The organism is Devosia sp. MDV22-iso42, assembly GCF_058629155.1.
In genome coordinates, this window is record NZ_JBZVWR010000006.1 from 49,766 (window position 1) to 66,566 (window position 16,801).

A 16,801-nucleotide genomic window follows, 5' to 3' on the forward strand; every position below is an offset into this window, starting at 1 on the left:
CATGACCCGACCCAATCTTGCCGTTGCCGTGGATATCGGTGGCACCTTTACCGACGTCGCCCTGGTTGATCGCTCCGGCCGCTCCTGGCGCGCCAAGACGCCCTCCATTCCCTCGGATCCCTCCGAGGCCTTCCTCAACGGCATCCGTCTCGCCCTTGAGCAGGCCGGTGCCTCGGCGGCCGATCTCGACCAGGTTCTGCATGGCACCACCGTTGCCACCAATATGATCCTGGAAGGCAAGGGTGCCCGTACGGCACTGGTCACGACCCGTGGCTTCCGGCACGTGCTGGCCATCGGCCGGCAGGACATTCCGCGCAAGGCCAATCTCTATACCTGGATAAAGCCGGTGCCGCCGGTTCCGGCCAGCCGCATCGTCGAAATCAACGAACGCATCGCCGCCGGCGGTGCCATACTTGAGGCGCTGGACGAGGCGAGCGTCCGAGCCGCAGCGGCGCAGATCCGGGGCATGAATGTAGAGGCGGTCGCCATCTGCCTCATTCACGCCTATGCCAATCCTGACCACGAGCGGCGCGCCGCCGAGATCCTGCGCGCGGAGCTGCCCGAGCTTGCCGTCACCGTGTCCAGTGACGTGCTGCCGGTGGTCCGCGAATATGAGCGCAGTCTGACCACCGTGCTCAATGCCACGGTGATGCCAGGCGTCACCTCCTATGTGGCCAGGCTCGAGAAGCGGCTGACCGATGAGGGCTCGGGCGTGCCGCTGATGCTCATGCAGTCCAATGGCGGCGTCGCTGGCGCCTCAAAAATCCGCCTGGCGCCGGCGCTGACCGCCTTGTCGGGCCCGGCTGCCGGCGTGGTCGGCGCCCGCGCAGCCGCCGAAGCCTGCGGCATTGCCGACATCATCACGGTCGATATCGGCGGCACCTCGGCCGATATCTGCCTGATCAAGGATGGCCAGATCGGCCTGACCCAGCATGGTTCGGTGGGCGACTGGCCCCTCGCTTTGCCCATGGTGGACATGATTACCATCGGCGCCGGCGGCGGTTCGCTGGCCCGCATCAAGGATGGCGGTCTGACCGTGGGGCCGGAAAGCGCCGGGGCCCGCCCGGGTCCGGCCTGTTATGGCCATGGTGGCACCGAGCCCACGGTGACCGATGCCCATGTGGCGCTGGGGCAATTGCCCGCCCGCCTGCTGGGCGGCCGCATGGTGCTCGATATCGATGCGGCCAAGGCGGCCGTCATGCGCGTGGCGACGCCGCTTGGCCTCGATCTGGAGACGGCGGCGCGGGGTATCCTGGCCATTGTCGACAACCACATGGTGGGCGCCATGCGGGTCGTGTCGGTCGAGCGTGGCCACGATCCCCGTGACTTCACCCTGGTACCGTTTGGTGGGGCAGGGCCGCTGCATGGCTGCGCGCTGGCTGAACTGCTCGATATCGGCCGCGTGCTGATCACCCCGGCGCCGGGCGTGCTGTGCGCCGATGGTCTGCTCGCTGCCGACCTGCGCTCGGAATTTTCCCGCGCCATGGCTTTTGCCGGACCGATGGACCCGCAGGCGACCGCGCCGATCATTGCCGAACTGGAACAGCAGGCATCCGACTGGCTCGATGTCGAGGATGTCGCCCCCGCGGCCCGCGTCATCGAGCGCAAGGCGCTGCTGCGCTATGCCGGCCAGGGCGGGGAAATCGCCGTCGACTATGCGCCCGACCGAGCGAGCGTGGAGGACAATTTCCGCGCCGCCCACAAGACGCTCTACGGCTTCAACCTGGGGGCGGCAATCGAACTGGTCACGCTGCGCGTGCATGCCACCGGCCTGGCCGCCAGCCCGCCCATCGTCAACCTCGAATCGGGTGAAATGCCCGTGCCGCAGGAGTTCACCGCCGTCAGCATCGATGGCGTCAGCCGCAAGGTTCCGGTTGTCGAGCGGGCCAGGCTCGGGGCCGGGGCACGCTTTGCCGGCCCCCTCATCCTCACCCAGCTCGATACGACCACCTATGTCGCCCCGGGCTGGAGCGGCACGGTCCACTCATCCGGCGGCATTCTCCTGACGCGCGGTGCAGCATGACCTCGGCCAGCCTCGCATCGGTGTTTGACCATATCGCCGCGCGCGACGACGACTATGTCGCGCGCCTCATTGACTATGTCCGCAATCCCTCCATCAGTGCGCACAATATCGGCATTCGCGAAGTGTCCGAACTGCTGGTCAAGATGCTGGGCGATCTGGGGCTGGAGGTTGAGGCCATCCCCACCAAGGGCCATCCCTTCGTGCTGGCCCGCTATAGCGTCGATCCCGCCAAGCCGACCGTGCTGCTCTATGGTCACTATGACGTGCAGCCACCCGATCCGCTCGAATTGTGGGACAGCCCGCCCTTCGAGCCGACGATCCGCAACGGGCGCATCTATGCCCGCGGCGTCGGGGACAATAAGGGCCAGCACTTCGCCCAGATCCTGGCCATCGAGGCGCATTTGAAGGTGCATGGCACGCTGCCCTGCAACCTGATCTTTCTGCTCGAAGGCGAGGAGGAGATAGGCTCGCCGCAGATCGCCGATTTCGTGCGCGACTACAAGGATCGGCTCAAGGCCGACCTGGTGGTGACGGCCGACGGTCCGCTGCACGAATCCGGCCGGGCCACGCTGACCTATGGCGTGCGCGGCATGACCTCGTTCGAACTGCGCGTGCGCACCGCCGCACGCGATGCCCATTCGGGCAACTATGGTGGGGTTATGCCCAATGCCATCTGGACCCTGGTGCACCTTCTGGCGACCATGAAGACGCCTGACGGCCGCATTACCATCGATGGATTGCACGACCAGATCATCCCCCCTACCGCTGCCGAAATCGCCGCGACGCAGGCGCTGCCGCTGGATCTGCCCGCCTATATGGCAGAGATGGGCCTGGCCCGCCTGGACGAACCGGCCGATCGCCCGTTCTGGGACCGGCTGATGTTCCACCCGACCCTGACTATCAATGGCCTGCACGGGGGCTATGGCGGCCCGGGCAGCAAATCGGTCCTGCCGGCCGAAGCGGTGGCCAAATGCGATATAAGGCTGGTCGATGCGATGACGCCCGAGCATGTGCAGGCCTGCGTCAAGGCGCATGTGGCCAAGTACGCGCCCGACGTCGAGGTGATCACCTATGGTTCGATGTGGCCATCCAAGACGGCCCTCGACGATCCCTGGGGCGTCCTCATCCAGGAGGCCATCCTTGAGGCACGGGGGGAGACGCCGCTGGTCTATCCTTGTGCGGGGGGCAGCCTGCCGGACTATGTCTTTACCAAAATCCTGGGGGTGCCGGCCTTCGTCATGCCCTATGCCAATGCCGACGAAGCCAATCACGCCCCCAATGAGAATCTGGAAATCGACCTGTTTCTCAAGGGCATTCGCACCGGTGCGGCGCTGCTGGACCGGCTGGGCCGGGGTTAAACCCCGGCCATCGCCGCTGTCTCGACGGGGTGGTAGCAGGCCACCGCGCTCAGCCCCTTATAGCCCTTGAGCAGCGGTTCCTCCTGCCGGCAGATATCGGTTGCCCGATTGCAGCGCGGATTGAAGCGGCAGCCCGGTGGTGGATTGACCGGATTGGGTGGTTCGCCGCGGGCGGCGGTGCCGCGCGCCAGCCTTGCCCGGGCCGGATCGGGCTCGAGGGCCGAGGCGCGCAAAGCCAGGGCATAGGGATGGCGTGGCTGCACCAGCACCTGATCGGCCACCCCGGATTCGACCGCGCGGCCGAGATACATCACCATGACCCGCTGCGAGATGGCCCGCACCACCGCCAGATCATGGGCGATGAAGATGATGGCGATGCCCAGACGCTGCTGCAGGTCGATCAGCAGGTTGACCACCTGCGCCTGCACCGAAACGTCCAGGGCCGAAACCGGCTCGTCGCAGACCAGCACCGAGGGATCCGCCGCCAGGGCGCGGGCAATGCCGATGCGCTGGCGCTGGCCGCCGGAAAATTCATGTGGAAAACGCGATGCCGATGCCGGGTCCAGCCCCACAGCGCTCAGCAGTTCCTCGACGCGTGCCTTGCGGGCCGCTCCCTTGGCCAGGCCATGCACGTCCAGTGGCTCGGCTACGATATCGAGCACGGTGCGCCGGGGGTTGAGCGACATATAGGGATCCTGGAACACCATCTGCACCTGCCGGCGCAAGGCGCGGTCACGCTTGATCGGGGCCCCCCGAAACAGGATCTCGCCCTCGTCGGGAGTTTCAAGGCCCACCAGCATGCGGGCCAGGGTGGATTTGCCGCAGCCCGATTCGCCGACGATCGCCAGGGTTTCGCCCGGCGCCACGGAAAGGCTGACGCCCTTGACCGCATGAAAGGACTTGCCCAGAACGGCGCCACCGGCCCGGAAGGTCTTGGACAGGTTTCGCGCTTCGAGGATCGGTTCAACCGGCATGATTGGTCTCCGCAAGGGGGTAGTGGCAGGCATAGGCACGCCCCGGGCGGGCCGCGACCAGCTCCGGGCGCACCTGGCTGCACAGGGCGCCTCGATAGGCGCAACGCGGGTGAAAGGCGCATCCGGACGGCAGGGCGATCAGGTTGGGGGGCGAGCCCTTGATCGGCTCGAGCCGCTCCACCGTCTCGATGCGCGGGGCCGAGGCCATCAACGCCGCCGTATAGGGATGGGCGGGAGCCCGGAACAGGTCATCAACCGTACCGGTCTCGACCAGCCGCCCGGCATACATGACGGCGACGCGCTCGGCGCTGCGCGCCACCACGCCCAGATCGTGGGTGATCAGCAGCATGGCCATGCCCAGTTGGTCGCGCAATTCATCGAGCAGGTCGAGGATCTGGCCCTGCACTGTGACGTCCAGCGCCGTAGTGGGTTCATCGGCGATCAGCACGTCGGGCTTGAGCGCAATGGCCGAGGCGATGAGAATGCGTTGCCGCATGCCACCAGAAAATTGGTGGGGAAAATCGTCGATGCGGCGCTCGGAAGAGGCGATATGCACCGACCGCAACAGCTCGATCGAGCGCTCGCGGGCTTCCTTGCGGGAAACCCCGAGATGGGTGCGGTAGAGCTCGCCCAATTGGTCGCCGATCGACAATACTGGGTTGAGCGCCGAGAGCGCATCCTGGAACACCAGGCTGATGACGCGGCCGCGCAGCTTGCGTTTGGCGTCCTCGTCCAAGGTCAGCAGATCGTGTCCGGCCAGTTGCATGCGGTCAGCCTGGATCGAGGCCTTGCCGCGCACAATGCCCATGATCGCGCGCGTCGACACCGATTTTCCCGAGCCCGATTCTCCAACCAGGGCCAGCACTTCACCCCGCTTGAGCTCAAAGGATACGTCGCGCACGGCCTTCACCTGGCCCCGCAGGGTGTCGAAGCTCACATTCAGCCCGGAAACCGATAGGACGGTGCGTTCATCTGCCTGTTGTTTAGTCACGCGATGGCCTCGCTCATAAATTGTACGACAATCCTTGACACGGCTTTGGAGAGGCCGCAACACTCACGTGTCAATCGAACAGCGAGACCGCTATGATCCGCAATGTTAGGAATGCCTTTACCCGCCGAGCCGTCCTGATGGGCGGTATCTTGGTGGCTGCCGCAGCGACCGGCCTGACCTCGGTCAGTGCCCAAGATGCCACCCGTCTGGTCATCGGGACGACCGCCGATGTGGTCAACTTCAACCCATTGGTCGGCAATAGCCGCTCCGATACCTGGGTTACCAACCTGATGTATCCGCGCCTCATGCAGATGACCGCGCAGGGCTCCAAGGATCCGTACGTGGCCACGGACTGGGGCTATTCGGAAGACGGTCTGACGGCCTGGCTCGAGATCCGCGATGATCTGACCTGGAGCGATGGCACCGCCTTTTCCGCCGAAGACGTCGCCTTCACCATCACGGCGGTGACCAGCGAAAAGATTGGCGTCACTGCCGGCCTGGTTCCTGCCTTTGTCAGTGCGACGGCCGCATCGCCGACGCGCGTCGAATTCGTGCTGAGCCGCCCCGACAGCACCTTTCTGACCAATATCGGCTTCTGGATGCCGATCGTGCCCAAGCATGCTTTCCCCGAAGTCGGCCAGGTCGCCGCCTTTGCCAATGACAAGGATTGGGTCAGCGCCGGCCCGTTCCAGCTGGCCAGCGTGGAAGTGGGTCAGCGCTACGTCCTCGAGGCCGTGGACAACTATCCGCTGGTCGAGGCCGGTCGCGCCAGCATCGACGAAGTCGAATTCCGCGTCTTCCCCGACGTCAATGCCGAAGCCCTGGCCCTGCGCGCCGGCGATCTGGACCTGATCGCCAATGCCCTGCCGGCCCCGATCGCGGCGACGCTGAAGGGTCAGCCCGGGATCACCGTCGAACAGGCGCCATCGCTGGGCTGGTCGCACGTGCTCTACAATATGCTGCGCGAGCCGCTGGACAATGTGCTGGTGCGTCAGGCCCTGGCCCATTCGGTGGACTATGAAGCCATTCGTGCCATTGCCATGCAGGGTCTGGCGCAATCGACGAATTCGTCCGTGATTTCGCCGGTTCTGAGCTCCTGGGCCGATCCGACCATGGAAGAATATACCTTTGATCCGGAGGCCGCCAAAGCCCTGCTGACGGAGGCCGGTTATGCCGATGCCGATGGCGACGGCATGTTCGACGATCTTGAACTCTCCCTGCTCTATGAGCAGAGCGCTGCCGACATCGCCAACTGGGCGCAGATCATGAAGGACAGCGCCGCGCAGTCCGGCATCACGATCAACCTAGTCGGCCTCGAGCGCAATACCTACCTGGCGCGCGGCCGGGAAAAGGACTTCGATATCTATGCCGGCAACTGGGCCGTCATGGAAGAGCCGGCCGCCTATCTGGGCCTGGCCTACCGCACCGGTGGCTTTATCAACTATGCCTCGATTTCCGATCCGGAACTCGAAAAGCTGATCGACGCGGCCCAGGCTGCGACCACGCCGGAGGCCGTCAAGGAACAGGTCCAGGCCGCCGCCCGCCTGATCCAGGAACAGGTCTATGACAACGTGCTCTACTACCAGACCTTCCAGTTCGCTTATAACAGCGACAAGTGGGAAGGTTTCGTGATGCAGCCGTCAGACCTGCTGTCCCTGGTCAATCCACTCTCGCTGGCCTCGGTCAAGCCAAAGGGCTAACTCCTGTGCATCTGAGCGGATATGTATTGCAGCGGCTGCTGCGCGGACTGGCGACCTTCTGGTTCGCCGTGACGATCACCTTCTTCCTCGTCCGGCTGCTGCCGGGCGACCCGGTGCTGGCGGTTGCCGGCCCGGGCATGACGGAGGAAATCCGCCTCCAGCAGCTGGCGCTTTACGGATTGGACCGCCCCCTGGCGGTCCAATATTTCGCCTATCTGCGTGAACTCGTGCAGGGCAATCTGGGCATTTCCTTCCTGCGCAGCCAGCCCGTCACCCATGTCCTGATGGAGCGCCTGCCCTGGACGCTCCTGCTGACCGGGGCGGCCTTGGTGCTGACGGTGCTGTTGGGCATCCCGCTGGGCGTGCTGGCGGCGACCCGTGCCCGTGGCTGGGTGGACCAGTTTGTCCAGGTCTCCGGCGTCATCGGCCAATCCCTCTTCGTGCCGTCCATCGGCATCTTTCTGCTCTATACGCTGGGCCTGATGGCGGGGCTGTTTCCCATTGGCGGCGCCGTCAAATCCGGCCTTATCGGCTTTGCCTGGTATGCCAGTGTGGCCCACCATCTCGTGCTGCCCTGCCTGACCCTGGTCATGGCTCAATTGGCTTCCTACGTGCTGACCCTGCGCTCGACGCTGATCGAGGCGCTGGGTGAGGAATATTGCGACCTGGCCCGCGCCAAGGGCACACCTGAGCGCACCGTCATTTGGAAGCACGCGCTGCGCAATGCCCTGTTGCCGACCACCACGCTGATCGGTTTGCAGATCGGCTTTCTGGTGGGCGGCGCAGTGCTTACCGAAACCATCTACGCCTATCCCGGCGTCGGCCGGGCCATTTTCGAAGCGGTTGGGCAGCTCGATTTCCCGGTGCTGCAGGGCGCCTTTGTGCTGCTGGCTGCCACCGTGGTGCTGGCCAATTTGGTCACCGACCTCGCCTACGGTTTCCTCGATCCACGGGTTCGCGCCGGATGAGTATGACGACAATTACCCCCGCACCGGCGCCGCTTCCCATCGCCGCGGTCCTGCCGCCGGCAGACCTCTCGCCAGGCCGCCGTACCTGGCGCGCCTTCCGTCGCAATCCACTTGGCATGGGCTCGGCTGGGGTCATCCTGGCTATGGTCGCGGTCGCGGTGCTGGCGCCGCTGCTCGCGACCTTTCCCGGCGGCTATGGCAGGGAGATCCTGCAGGCGCCTTCGGCTGCCCATCCCTTCGGCACGGACGATCTGGGCCGCGATGTGCTGGCTCAGGTCATCTGGGGCACGCGCATCTCCATGATCATCGGCTTTGCCGCATCCTTCCTGGCCATCATTATCGGGGTGGCCCTGGGCGTGCTGGCCGCCTATGCCCGCCGGCTCGACGGGTTCATCTCCATGCTGGTCGATGTCTCGTTGGCGCTGCCGGTGCTACCGCTGATGATCCTCGTGGCCGCCTTGGTGGGGCCGTCGGTGACGACGCTGGTCGTGGTGATCGCCCTGTTCTCCTGGCCCGAGGTCACCCGAATCGTGCGTTCGCAGGCGCTGTCGGTGACAAGGCTGCCCTATGTCGATGCGGCCCGGACCATTGGCGGCTCCCATATCTGGATCATGACGCGCCACATCCTGCCGGCCGTGGCGCCGATCATCGTGGTGTCGGTCGTCCTGACCGCGTCGCGCGCCGTGCTGTCGGAGGCCGGGCTGTCCTTTCTGGGGCTCGGCGATCCGGAAAGCTGGTCCTGGGGCAAGATCCTGTTCAATGCCCAGCGCTCGGGCGCCTTGACCGTCGCCTGGTGGTGCACGCTGTTTCCCTCGCTGGCCATCCTGCTGCTCGTGGTGTCCTCCACCCTTGTGTCCATCGCCTATAACGATGCGCGCAATCCCAGAACAAGGGAGAACTAGCCTTGAAACAACGGCTCTCGTCTGACACCTATCGGCGCATTCAGGACGGCGTTCGTGCCCGCATGGAGGCGGGCGGCTTTGATGGCCTGCTGGTCGACGACCACCATCATGTCGCCTATCTCACCGGCTTTTTCCATTTCCCCAATGAGCGGCCGGCCGCCGTCTGGCTGACGGCGACGCAATGCCTGATGCTGGTGCCGGCGCTGGAAGCCGACCATGCCGAGAAGCAGAACACGGTTGCAGAATTCGTCGTCTACCCGGAGTTCCCGGGCATCGAAGACGCCTTTTCGATCCTTCTGGGTCAGGTCAGGCCGACGGGCCGCATCGCCTATTCGCCGGCGACCCCCGCGGGGCGGGTCGACAAATTCAAGACCTATGCGCCTGACGCGACATGGGTGATGTCCGATATCCTCGAGCAGGCCCGGCTGCTGAAATTTCCCGAGGAGATCGTGCTGCACCGCGAGGCGGCGCGCATTTCCGACGCCATGGTGGAAGCCGGGCTCACGCTGATCCGCGATGCCATCGCCGCGGGTTCGCCGCTGCCTACCGAAGCCGAACTGGCCAGCCACGTCACCCGCTTCGGCGTCTCCACCATGTATGCCGAGCATGACGATGTCGTGGTCGGCCAGATGCTGGCCGGCGGCCTGGTCTATACCGGCAAGAATGCCGCCTTTCCCCATGGCCTGCCATCGGCCGAGCGCGTCAAGCCGGGCGAGACCTTCATCCTCTCGCTCGGTTGCGCCGTCGGCGGCCGTTTTGCCGAAAGCGAACGGACTTTTGTCATGGGCCAGCCCAGCGACGAGCAGCGCCGCTATTTCGATATTGCCACCCGCGCCCAGCAAACCGGCGTTGAAGCGCTGACCGCAGGCCGCGCCTGTTCGGAAGCCAACCGCATATGCATCGACGTGATCAAGCACGCTGGCATGGGGCAGTTTCTGCGCCACCGCATGGGCCACGGGATCGGCCTGTGGCTGCATGAGCCGCCCTGGATCGCCGATGGCGATGACAGCCCGCTGCAGCCAGGCATGATCGTCTCCTGCGAGCCGGGCCTCTACATTCCCGGTCATGGCGGCTACCGCATTTCCGACACCGTTCTGATTACCGAGGCCGGCCCGGAGCGGCTGACCAATCGGCCCCGTACCATCGATGAAAGCATCATCGGCTAAACCGCATCAAAGGAGAATAGCAATGGACGTGACCATCAATGGCGCACGCCTCAACGTCGAGGTCCTGGGGGGCGATGATAAAGCCAAGCCGGTGATGATCGTCCATCATGGCGCGCCGGGGCTGGGCAGCCATGCCGAGCCCAAGGCCTCGTTTGGTCCGTTCTCGGACGAATACCGCGTCGTCGTCTTCGACGCCCGTGGCAGCGGCGCCTCCGAGGACAAGGCGCCGTTTACCCATGAGCAGTGGGCGGCCGATGTCGATGCCATCCGCGAGTGGATCGGCGCCGAGCAGATCATCATGGCGGGCGGTTCCTATGGCGGCTTCATCTCGATGGAATATGCCATCCGCTATCCCGACCGGGTGCTGGCCATGGTGCTGCGCGATACATCAGCCGACAATGCCCACCGCGAACTGTCGCGCGCCAATGCCCTGGCCTCGCCGCGCATCGAGGTCGACCTCGAACTGTTCAACCGCATCATGGCCGGAACCACGCGCGACAACGACGACCTCAAGGCCGCCTGGGCGCATATCCTGCCGCTCTATGACCACGACCTCGACATGACAAAGGTGCACTCCCGCATCGAGAACACGCCCTATCACTACGCGACGCACAACTTCGCCTTCGCCGTGAACCAGGAAAACTACGACCTCAAGGACCAACTGCCAGCCGTCAAGGTGCCGACGCTGATCACTGTGGGCCGGCACGACTGGATCACGCCTGTCTCCGCCTCAGAGACGATCCACCGCCTGATCCGGGGCTCCGAACTGGTGATCTTTGAAAACTCCGGCCACGCACCCCAGGTGGAAGAAGCGCCCAAGTTCCAGGCCACGGTCAGGGACTTCCTCAAACGCGCCCTCAACCCAGCCGAATTATAGCTTACGATTTAGCAATCCGGACGTCTGCTTCAAGGCAATTGGTAGTGGGCTCGCAATGACCGTTCCGGGGCGCCTTGCGGATCGGCGGCTTGCGACCATCGGAGACATTTGGTTGCAAGATCCAACTTTCCGCCAGAGGCAATGGCCCAGCACAAGATAGTGGCAAGTATGGCCGTCACCAGGCCTGATGCAGTGAACCACCAAGAGCCGGAAACCACTTAAGGCCGCCCGCTGCTGGTCATAGTGGTCGTAACTGCACACACCAGACTTGGCAGAGCATGCTGCCGTTGGGCGTTTTAGCCTGAGCGCCCAGCGGGCTGAGAATGGAGCGCGCAGACGCGACCGCCATCAGATCGAGCAGTTGAGGGTGCGCAACTCGGTGCTTTCGCTTCGACGCACGGACTTTATGGGCGTGAGCAGCTCTTCCTCTAGCCCTCGAAGCGCAAATTCACGAGCGGCGATGGCGCCGATTCTTGGAATGGTGGTAGCTAAAGCCGAACATGACCCAGTCATGAAGCCGCAGGCCCACTTGTTGGTGACGGTGACGGACCATTCGCTGGCTCAACGACGATGCAGACGCGCGGCAAGTTGCTGGCAGGCCAGTAGCATCGCGGTCAGGCAGTGGTGTACAGTTGCCGCTGCCTCGATGAGAGGCGCGTGGGTTTGCGGGCCGGCGGGTGTAGATGGCAAATGCAGCATGCCGTCGAGGACAATGATAGCGTCAGGATCCACCCGCGCAGTGCCTGCTGCCGACTGAGCAGTCTCGACGATCCGCACGGGCGCCATGGCGATCACCCAGCCGTTCCTGACGAGGTCCAGTAATTGGCCAGGGTCGTGGGCGTGTGCATGTTGCCGTAGAGGTAATGCCAGAAGGCGGCTCTCTCTTGGGGCTCTACTCTAGTCCAGACATCGTGCACGGCCATGTCCCCGCACCAATACGCATAGACGAAGGGTGCGCGCAGGTTGTGGCCCAAAAAGGCGAGCCGTGAGCGGGCAGTCACCGGATCCTGGAAGCCGCCTGCGGCAATGGTCGGGACGATCTCATCGAGCGACTTGCCCTGCGCATGCATCATCCATGCAGCGTTGCAACGCAGGGCGCCGCGTAGGCGCTGCAGAGCTGCTCCAAGCTCGTCTTCGGGACCGTCGATCCAGTCGAGGAAGAACATGCCATTATCCGCGATACCCTCGAACAGAGCGCTGCTGGCCGAACTGGTGACCACCTGGGCCGCATCGAGCGGCATGCAGCCTTCGGCGACGTATTTTTCGCGCAGGGCCAGGTGCACTAGGTGACCGGGGAAGACCTCGTGCGTCGCCAGATGCTTCAGGGCAAAGCGCGTATAGGGGAAGTCGAGGTTCATCAGCACCTTGCGCGTGGGATAGTCGCAATAGGCCGAATAGGGGGCGGCGGTGACGCCCACCGGATCCATCCACTCGTCGGTCATGGGGTACATGGTGGCGCTGCAGCGGTGGCGGGCTTCGATGGTCAAGGCGCGCATGGTTTCGACCACCTGGTCACGCGGCACCAGCACGCTCTGCTCCCAGCGCGCCAGATCGTCGGCCAGGGCGCCGCCGGCAAAGCCCATCTCGTCGAGCTTGTCGCGGATGATGCGGCGATAATCATCGAGGATGTCGTCGCCGATCAGCTGGGTGTCGACGCGGATCTGGCGGCGGACGCGGTCGGCAAAGGGGATGTGCTGCTCCTGGAAGGTGGCCACCAGGGTGAGCAGGGAATCGATCATCTCATCGAGATAGTCGCGGCGCAGCGGGCTTTCGGCCTCGCTGTCGAGACGGGCGCGCAGGGCGTTGAGCGCGGCAATCGCCGCGTCATAGTCGGCCAGGGGGGTGGGCGTCACCTCGGCCACGGCGACCGGGATGAGGCCTTCCTTGTCGAGGATGCCGTCGCTGCGCGGGGTGCGGCGATAGAGTTGGTCGATGCCGGCGGTGAGTTCGGCCAGTTCCTTGCCGAGTTTCATGATGGTAATCCTGGTTACTGGTGGCCGGCGACGGCTTTGGGATGATAGGGCGCTTCCATGGCGGCGACGTCCTCTTCGCTGAGGTTGATTTCGAGCGCAGCCACGGCGTCGTCGAACTGGTGCAGCTTGGAAATGCCGACAATGGGTGCGGTGATGCCGGGGCGCGAGGCGACCCAGGCATAGGCGATCTGGGCCGGTGGGCGGCCATGGCGCTCGGCGACCTGGCGCACCGCGGCGATCACCGCGTCGTCCTGCGCCGCTGAGCGGTCATAGAGCGCATTGGCTGTCTTGTCGGTCTGGGCGCGGGTTGAGGCATTGTCGGTGCGGCCGGCGAGGCGACCCCGGGCGAGCGGGCTCCAGGGGATGACGCCGATGCCCTCGGAGCGGCAGAGCGGCAGCATTTCGCGCTCCTCCTCGCGATAGATCAGGTTGTAGTGCGGCTGCATGGAGACGAAGGGCGCCCAGCCATGGGCACGCTGCAGGCCCAGGGCCTTCATGAACTGCCAGGCATGCATGGACGAGGCGCCGAGATAGCGGACCTTGCCGGCGCGGACGACGTCATTGAGCGCGTCGAGGGTTTCTTCGAGCGGCGTTTCATAGTCGAAGCGGTGCAGCTGGTAGAGGTCGATATAATCGGTGCCCAGGCGCTTGAGGCTGCCATCCACCGCCTCGAAGACGTGTTTGCGCGACAGGCCGCGATCATTGGGGTCAGTGGTCATGGGATTGTAGAGCTTGGTGGCCAACACCAGCTTGTGGCGCGGCTGGCTGGCCAGTGCCTGCCCGACCACGCGCTCGCTCTCGCCGCCTGAATACATGTCGGCAAGATCGAAAAAGTTGATCCCCAGATCCACGGCCCGGTCAAGGATGGGACGCGACTGCGTCTCATCGAGGACCCATGGCGCCCAGTTCGGTGATCCAAAGGTCATGCAGCCCATTGCCAAGCGTGACACCTTCAGGCCGGTACGGCCAAGATTGTTATATTTCATTAGTACACCTATTCCTGCCCCGTGCCGCTGGATTTTGTTGCCGGCCGCCTTGTTCGGAGGGATTTCGCTGAAATGGTCGCATTTGAGTGGTCCTGCGGTGAATTGTGCACATTTTTTTGGCGTGCGCAAACCTTGTATAAAAACCTCGCAGAGGGTCTTGCGCTCGAAAACAGGGATGCTAGGGTTCGGTGTACTGAATAGGTAGCACACACTTTGTTTCCCATCGACTCTTCCAGTATCGACAAGTCACTTCCCGTGCCGGTGGGCACGCAGCTGCACGGGCTGCTCAGCTATATGCTGGCTTTCGGCGGGCTCAAGGACGGGTCCAAGCTGCAGTCGGTGCGCCAGCTGGCCGCGGAACTCGGCATTGCGCCCATGACCGTCAGCCAGGTCTATCAGCAACTGCGTGACGAGGGCCTGATCGAGATGCGGCAGGGGCTAGGCGCCTTTGCTCGCGGCATGAAGTCGAGCCCAATTGGCGATCCGCAGCCGATCAATGCCCTGCGCAACGACATCGAGGCGATCATCGGTCGCGCCGAAGCACTGGGTGTGTCGACAATGGCGCTGGTATCGATGATCAACGCGCAGTCCCAGCTGCGGCGCCCCACGGTGGGGCTGTCACTGGTTTTCGTCTGCATCTTCGAGGGTCCCGGTCGCGACTATGTCGCGCAGATCCGGCCCAGCCTGGGTGTCAATGACACCATGCGCCTGGTGACGCTGGACAGCCTGCGCCAGCCCGGTCCGGCGCTCGACGCCTGCCTGCAGGCTGACCTCGTTGTGACCTTTGCCCATCGCGAGGCCGAGGTGCGCACGCTGGTGGGTGAGCAGGTGCTCGGCCTGCGTTTCCTGCCCTCGCAGCAGACGCGGCAGAATCTGGCGGGCCTTGATCCGCGCTCACGCGTCGCCGCGGTGACCCACTTCCAGGAATATATCGCCATCATGCGACCAAGCGTGCGCGAGTTTGCGCCCCATGTTGCCGACATTGCCGTGACCTGGTCGACCGCGCCGGACCTGCGCGAGACGCTGAGCGCCTGCGATGCGGTGATTTTCGCCTCGGGCGCCGACTACATCGTCGACTTGGTGCCGCCCCATGTGCGCTGTTTCGAGTACCGGCATGCCCCTGACCAGGGCGCGCTCGAGAATGTCTTCGTTCCGCATCTGGCCAGTCTTCGGCAGCAGCGGATCGCCCAGGAGTCGGGGGGAGGGGCCGAAGGGGAAATGGCCCGCCGCCCAACACGTCTGACCGTCGTATCGTAAAATAGGGAACAGGGAATGAAACGCTTTCTTCTGACGACCAGCGCGCTGGTGGCGCTGAGCTTTGCCGCAGCGCCGCTTGCCATGGCGCAGGACGCCGATACCATTGTCGTGGGCACCGATGTCGACGCCGGTACGCTCGATCCGCGCCTCACGCGTGACACCACGGCATCGCGCACCGCCGATCTGATCTATGCGGGCCTGGTGCACATCACGCCGGCGCTGGAGCCAGTGCCGGACCTGGCCGAGAGCTGGGAAAATCCCGATCCGCAGACCTTCATCTTCAAGCTGCGCCCCGATCTGACCTTTTCGGACGGCAGCCCGCTGACCGCCGATGACGTGGTGTTCACCTACACCTCGATGGTCGACGCCGATTTCAATGCACCGGCCCGGGCGCTCTATACGCCGATCACGGCGGTCGAGGCGGTCGATCCGCTGACCGTCAAGTTCACGTTGAGTGCGCCCTATGCGCCGCTGCTGAGCTATCTCGATATCGGCATCGTGCCCAAGGCGCTGGTCGAAGGCGGCGCTGACCTTGCCACCAACCCGGTCGGCGCCGGTCCGATGAAGCTGGTGTCGTGGAACCGTGGCAGCGAGATCGTGCTGGCGGCCAATGAGAGCTACTGGCGCGGCGCTGCCGAGATCGAGAACGTCACCATTCGCATCATCGGCGACAATTCGGCTCGGGCGCAGGCCTTCGAGGCCGGGGACCTGGACGTGATCCAGTCGCCGCTGTCGCCCCAGGACATCGAGCGCCTGGCCGCCGATGACCGCTTCGGCAATGTCATCACGGCCGGCCTTGGGGTGAACTACCTCAATTTCAACACCAAGGACCCGCTGCTCAGCGATCCCAAGATGCGGCAGGCCTTTGCCATGCTGGTGGACCAGGACACCGTGGTCAACGACATCTACCAGGGCGTCGACCAGGTCGCCCATTCCATCATCCTGCCATCGTCCTGGGCCTATTCCGACACGATCAGCCAGCCGACCTTCGACATCGAAGGCGCTGTGGCGCTGTTCGGCGAACTGGGTTGGACCGACAGCAATGGCGATGGCGTGCTCGACAAGGACGGCGCCGACCTGGCAATCACCCTGGCGACGCACAGCGAAGATCCCAATCGCGTGCAGACCGTGGAATATCTGCAGGCGATCTTTGAATCGGCCGGCGTGAAGGCGACGGCGCAGATCTCGGACTGGCCGTCATTCTCGACCAATTACGTGCAGAAGAGCATGCACCAGATCGCGTTGCTCGGTTGGCTCAACATCGTCGATCCCGATCGGCTGATGTTCGCCCAGCTGACCACGGGCGGCTCGACCAATTGGGGCGGCTATTCAAACCCCGAAGTCGATACGCTGCTGCAGAACGGGCGCTCGACGCTGGACCAGGCCGAACGGGCCGAAAACTACCAGGCTGCGGCGACGATCCTGGCCGAAGAGCTGCCCTATTACATCGTCTCGGCGCAGGGCTACCAGATGTTCTACTCCAAGGACATTCCGGTGACGGTGCAGGCTACACCGCGCGGCAATCTGCGTGGCCTCATCGGCTTTACCGATTGATCTCCTGACGACTACGGCCGGCATCGTTCTTCGGTGCCGGCCGGTTTTTCGGCCTGTAGCAAGAGAGCAGAC

Annotated in this window: 13 protein-coding genes; 9 read left to right on the forward strand and 4 right to left on the reverse strand. The window is 64.3% G+C overall.

Going from position 1 to position 16,801, the window contains the following annotated elements; all coding sequences use genetic code 11:
• The first annotated feature begins 1 nt into the window (after position 1).
• Both AC4NN3_RS01925 and AC4NN3_RS01930 read left to right on the forward strand, forming a co-directional pair.
• The gene (locus AC4NN3_RS01925; RefSeq protein WP_491925459.1) at positions 2–2,023 is read left to right on the forward strand and encodes a hydantoinase/oxoprolinase family protein; all 2,022 of its coding nucleotides are present in this window, start codon (positions 2–4) and stop codon (positions 2,021–2,023) included.
• Positions 2,020–3,381, forward strand: coding sequence for a M20/M25/M40 family metallo-hydrolase (locus tag AC4NN3_RS01930; protein WP_491925460.1), 1,362 nt, complete (start codon positions 2,020–2,022; stop codon positions 3,379–3,381). Before AC4NN3_RS01925 ends, AC4NN3_RS01930 begins: the two co-directional genes overlap by 4 nt.
• Here AC4NN3_RS01930 and AC4NN3_RS01935 read toward each other — a convergent pair.
• Positions 3,378–4,355, reverse strand: a complete 978-nt coding sequence (locus AC4NN3_RS01935) for an ABC transporter ATP-binding protein (RefSeq protein ID WP_491925461.1) — start codon at positions 4,353–4,355, stop codon at positions 3,378–3,380. The genes AC4NN3_RS01930 and AC4NN3_RS01935 overlap by 4 nt on opposite strands.
• Complete coding sequence (locus tag AC4NN3_RS01940) at positions 4,345–5,256, reverse strand: ABC transporter ATP-binding protein (protein WP_491925462.1); 912 nt, start codon at positions 5,254–5,256, stop codon at positions 4,345–4,347. The genes AC4NN3_RS01935 and AC4NN3_RS01940 overlap by 11 nt, the downstream gene beginning before the upstream one ends.
• Before the next feature lie 227 nt (positions 5,257–5,483).
• Here AC4NN3_RS01940 and AC4NN3_RS01945 point away from each other — a divergent pair, with 227 nt between their 5' ends.
• The 5 genes from AC4NN3_RS01945 to AC4NN3_RS01965 are packed head-to-tail and all read left to right on the forward strand — an operon-like array spanning position 5,484 to position 10,959.
• Positions 5,484–7,046: an ABC transporter substrate-binding protein gene (locus AC4NN3_RS01945; protein WP_491925463.1), complete on the forward strand. Its 1,563-nt coding sequence runs from the start codon at positions 5,484–5,486 to the stop codon at positions 7,044–7,046.
• Between the two features lie 26 nt (positions 7,047–7,072).
• On the forward strand, positions 7,073–8,014 hold the full coding sequence (locus AC4NN3_RS01950) for an ABC transporter permease (RefSeq protein WP_491925464.1): 942 nt from the start codon (positions 7,073–7,075) through the stop codon (positions 8,012–8,014).
• Complete coding sequence (locus AC4NN3_RS01955; protein ID WP_491925465.1) at positions 8,011–8,916, forward strand: ABC transporter permease; 906 nt, start codon at positions 8,011–8,013, stop codon at positions 8,914–8,916. The genes AC4NN3_RS01950 and AC4NN3_RS01955 overlap by 4 nt, the downstream gene beginning before the upstream one ends.
• A gap of 2 nt (positions 8,917–8,918) precedes the next feature.
• Complete coding sequence (locus AC4NN3_RS01960) at positions 8,919–10,082, forward strand: M24 family metallopeptidase (protein WP_491925466.1); 1,164 nt, start codon at positions 8,919–8,921, stop codon at positions 10,080–10,082.
• Positions 10,083–10,104: 22 nt separating this feature from the next.
• Positions 10,105–10,959: an alpha/beta fold hydrolase gene (locus tag AC4NN3_RS01965; RefSeq protein WP_491925467.1), complete on the forward strand. Its 855-nt coding sequence runs from the start codon at positions 10,105–10,107 to the stop codon at positions 10,957–10,959.
• Between the two features lie 791 nt (positions 10,960–11,750).
• Here AC4NN3_RS01965 and AC4NN3_RS01970 read toward each other — a convergent pair.
• Positions 11,751–12,932 (reverse strand): hypothetical protein, encoded by a 1,182-nt coding sequence (locus AC4NN3_RS01970; RefSeq protein ID WP_491925468.1) that lies wholly within the window; start codon positions 12,930–12,932, stop codon positions 11,751–11,753.
• A gap of 14 nt (positions 12,933–12,946) precedes the next feature.
• On the reverse strand, positions 12,947–13,918 hold the full coding sequence (locus AC4NN3_RS01975) for an aldo/keto reductase (protein ID WP_491925469.1): 972 nt from the start codon (positions 13,916–13,918) through the stop codon (positions 12,947–12,949).
• 213 nt (positions 13,919–14,131) lie between these two features.
• Here AC4NN3_RS01975 and AC4NN3_RS01980 point away from each other — a divergent pair, with 213 nt between their 5' ends.
• Positions 14,132–15,175, forward strand: coding sequence for a GntR family transcriptional regulator (locus AC4NN3_RS01980; protein ID WP_491925470.1), 1,044 nt, complete (start codon positions 14,132–14,134; stop codon positions 15,173–15,175).
• A gap of 15 nt (positions 15,176–15,190) precedes the next feature.
• Positions 15,191–16,729: an ABC transporter substrate-binding protein gene (locus AC4NN3_RS01985; RefSeq protein WP_491925471.1), complete on the forward strand. Its 1,539-nt coding sequence runs from the start codon at positions 15,191–15,193 to the stop codon at positions 16,727–16,729.
• Positions 16,730–16,801: the final 72 nt, after the last annotated feature.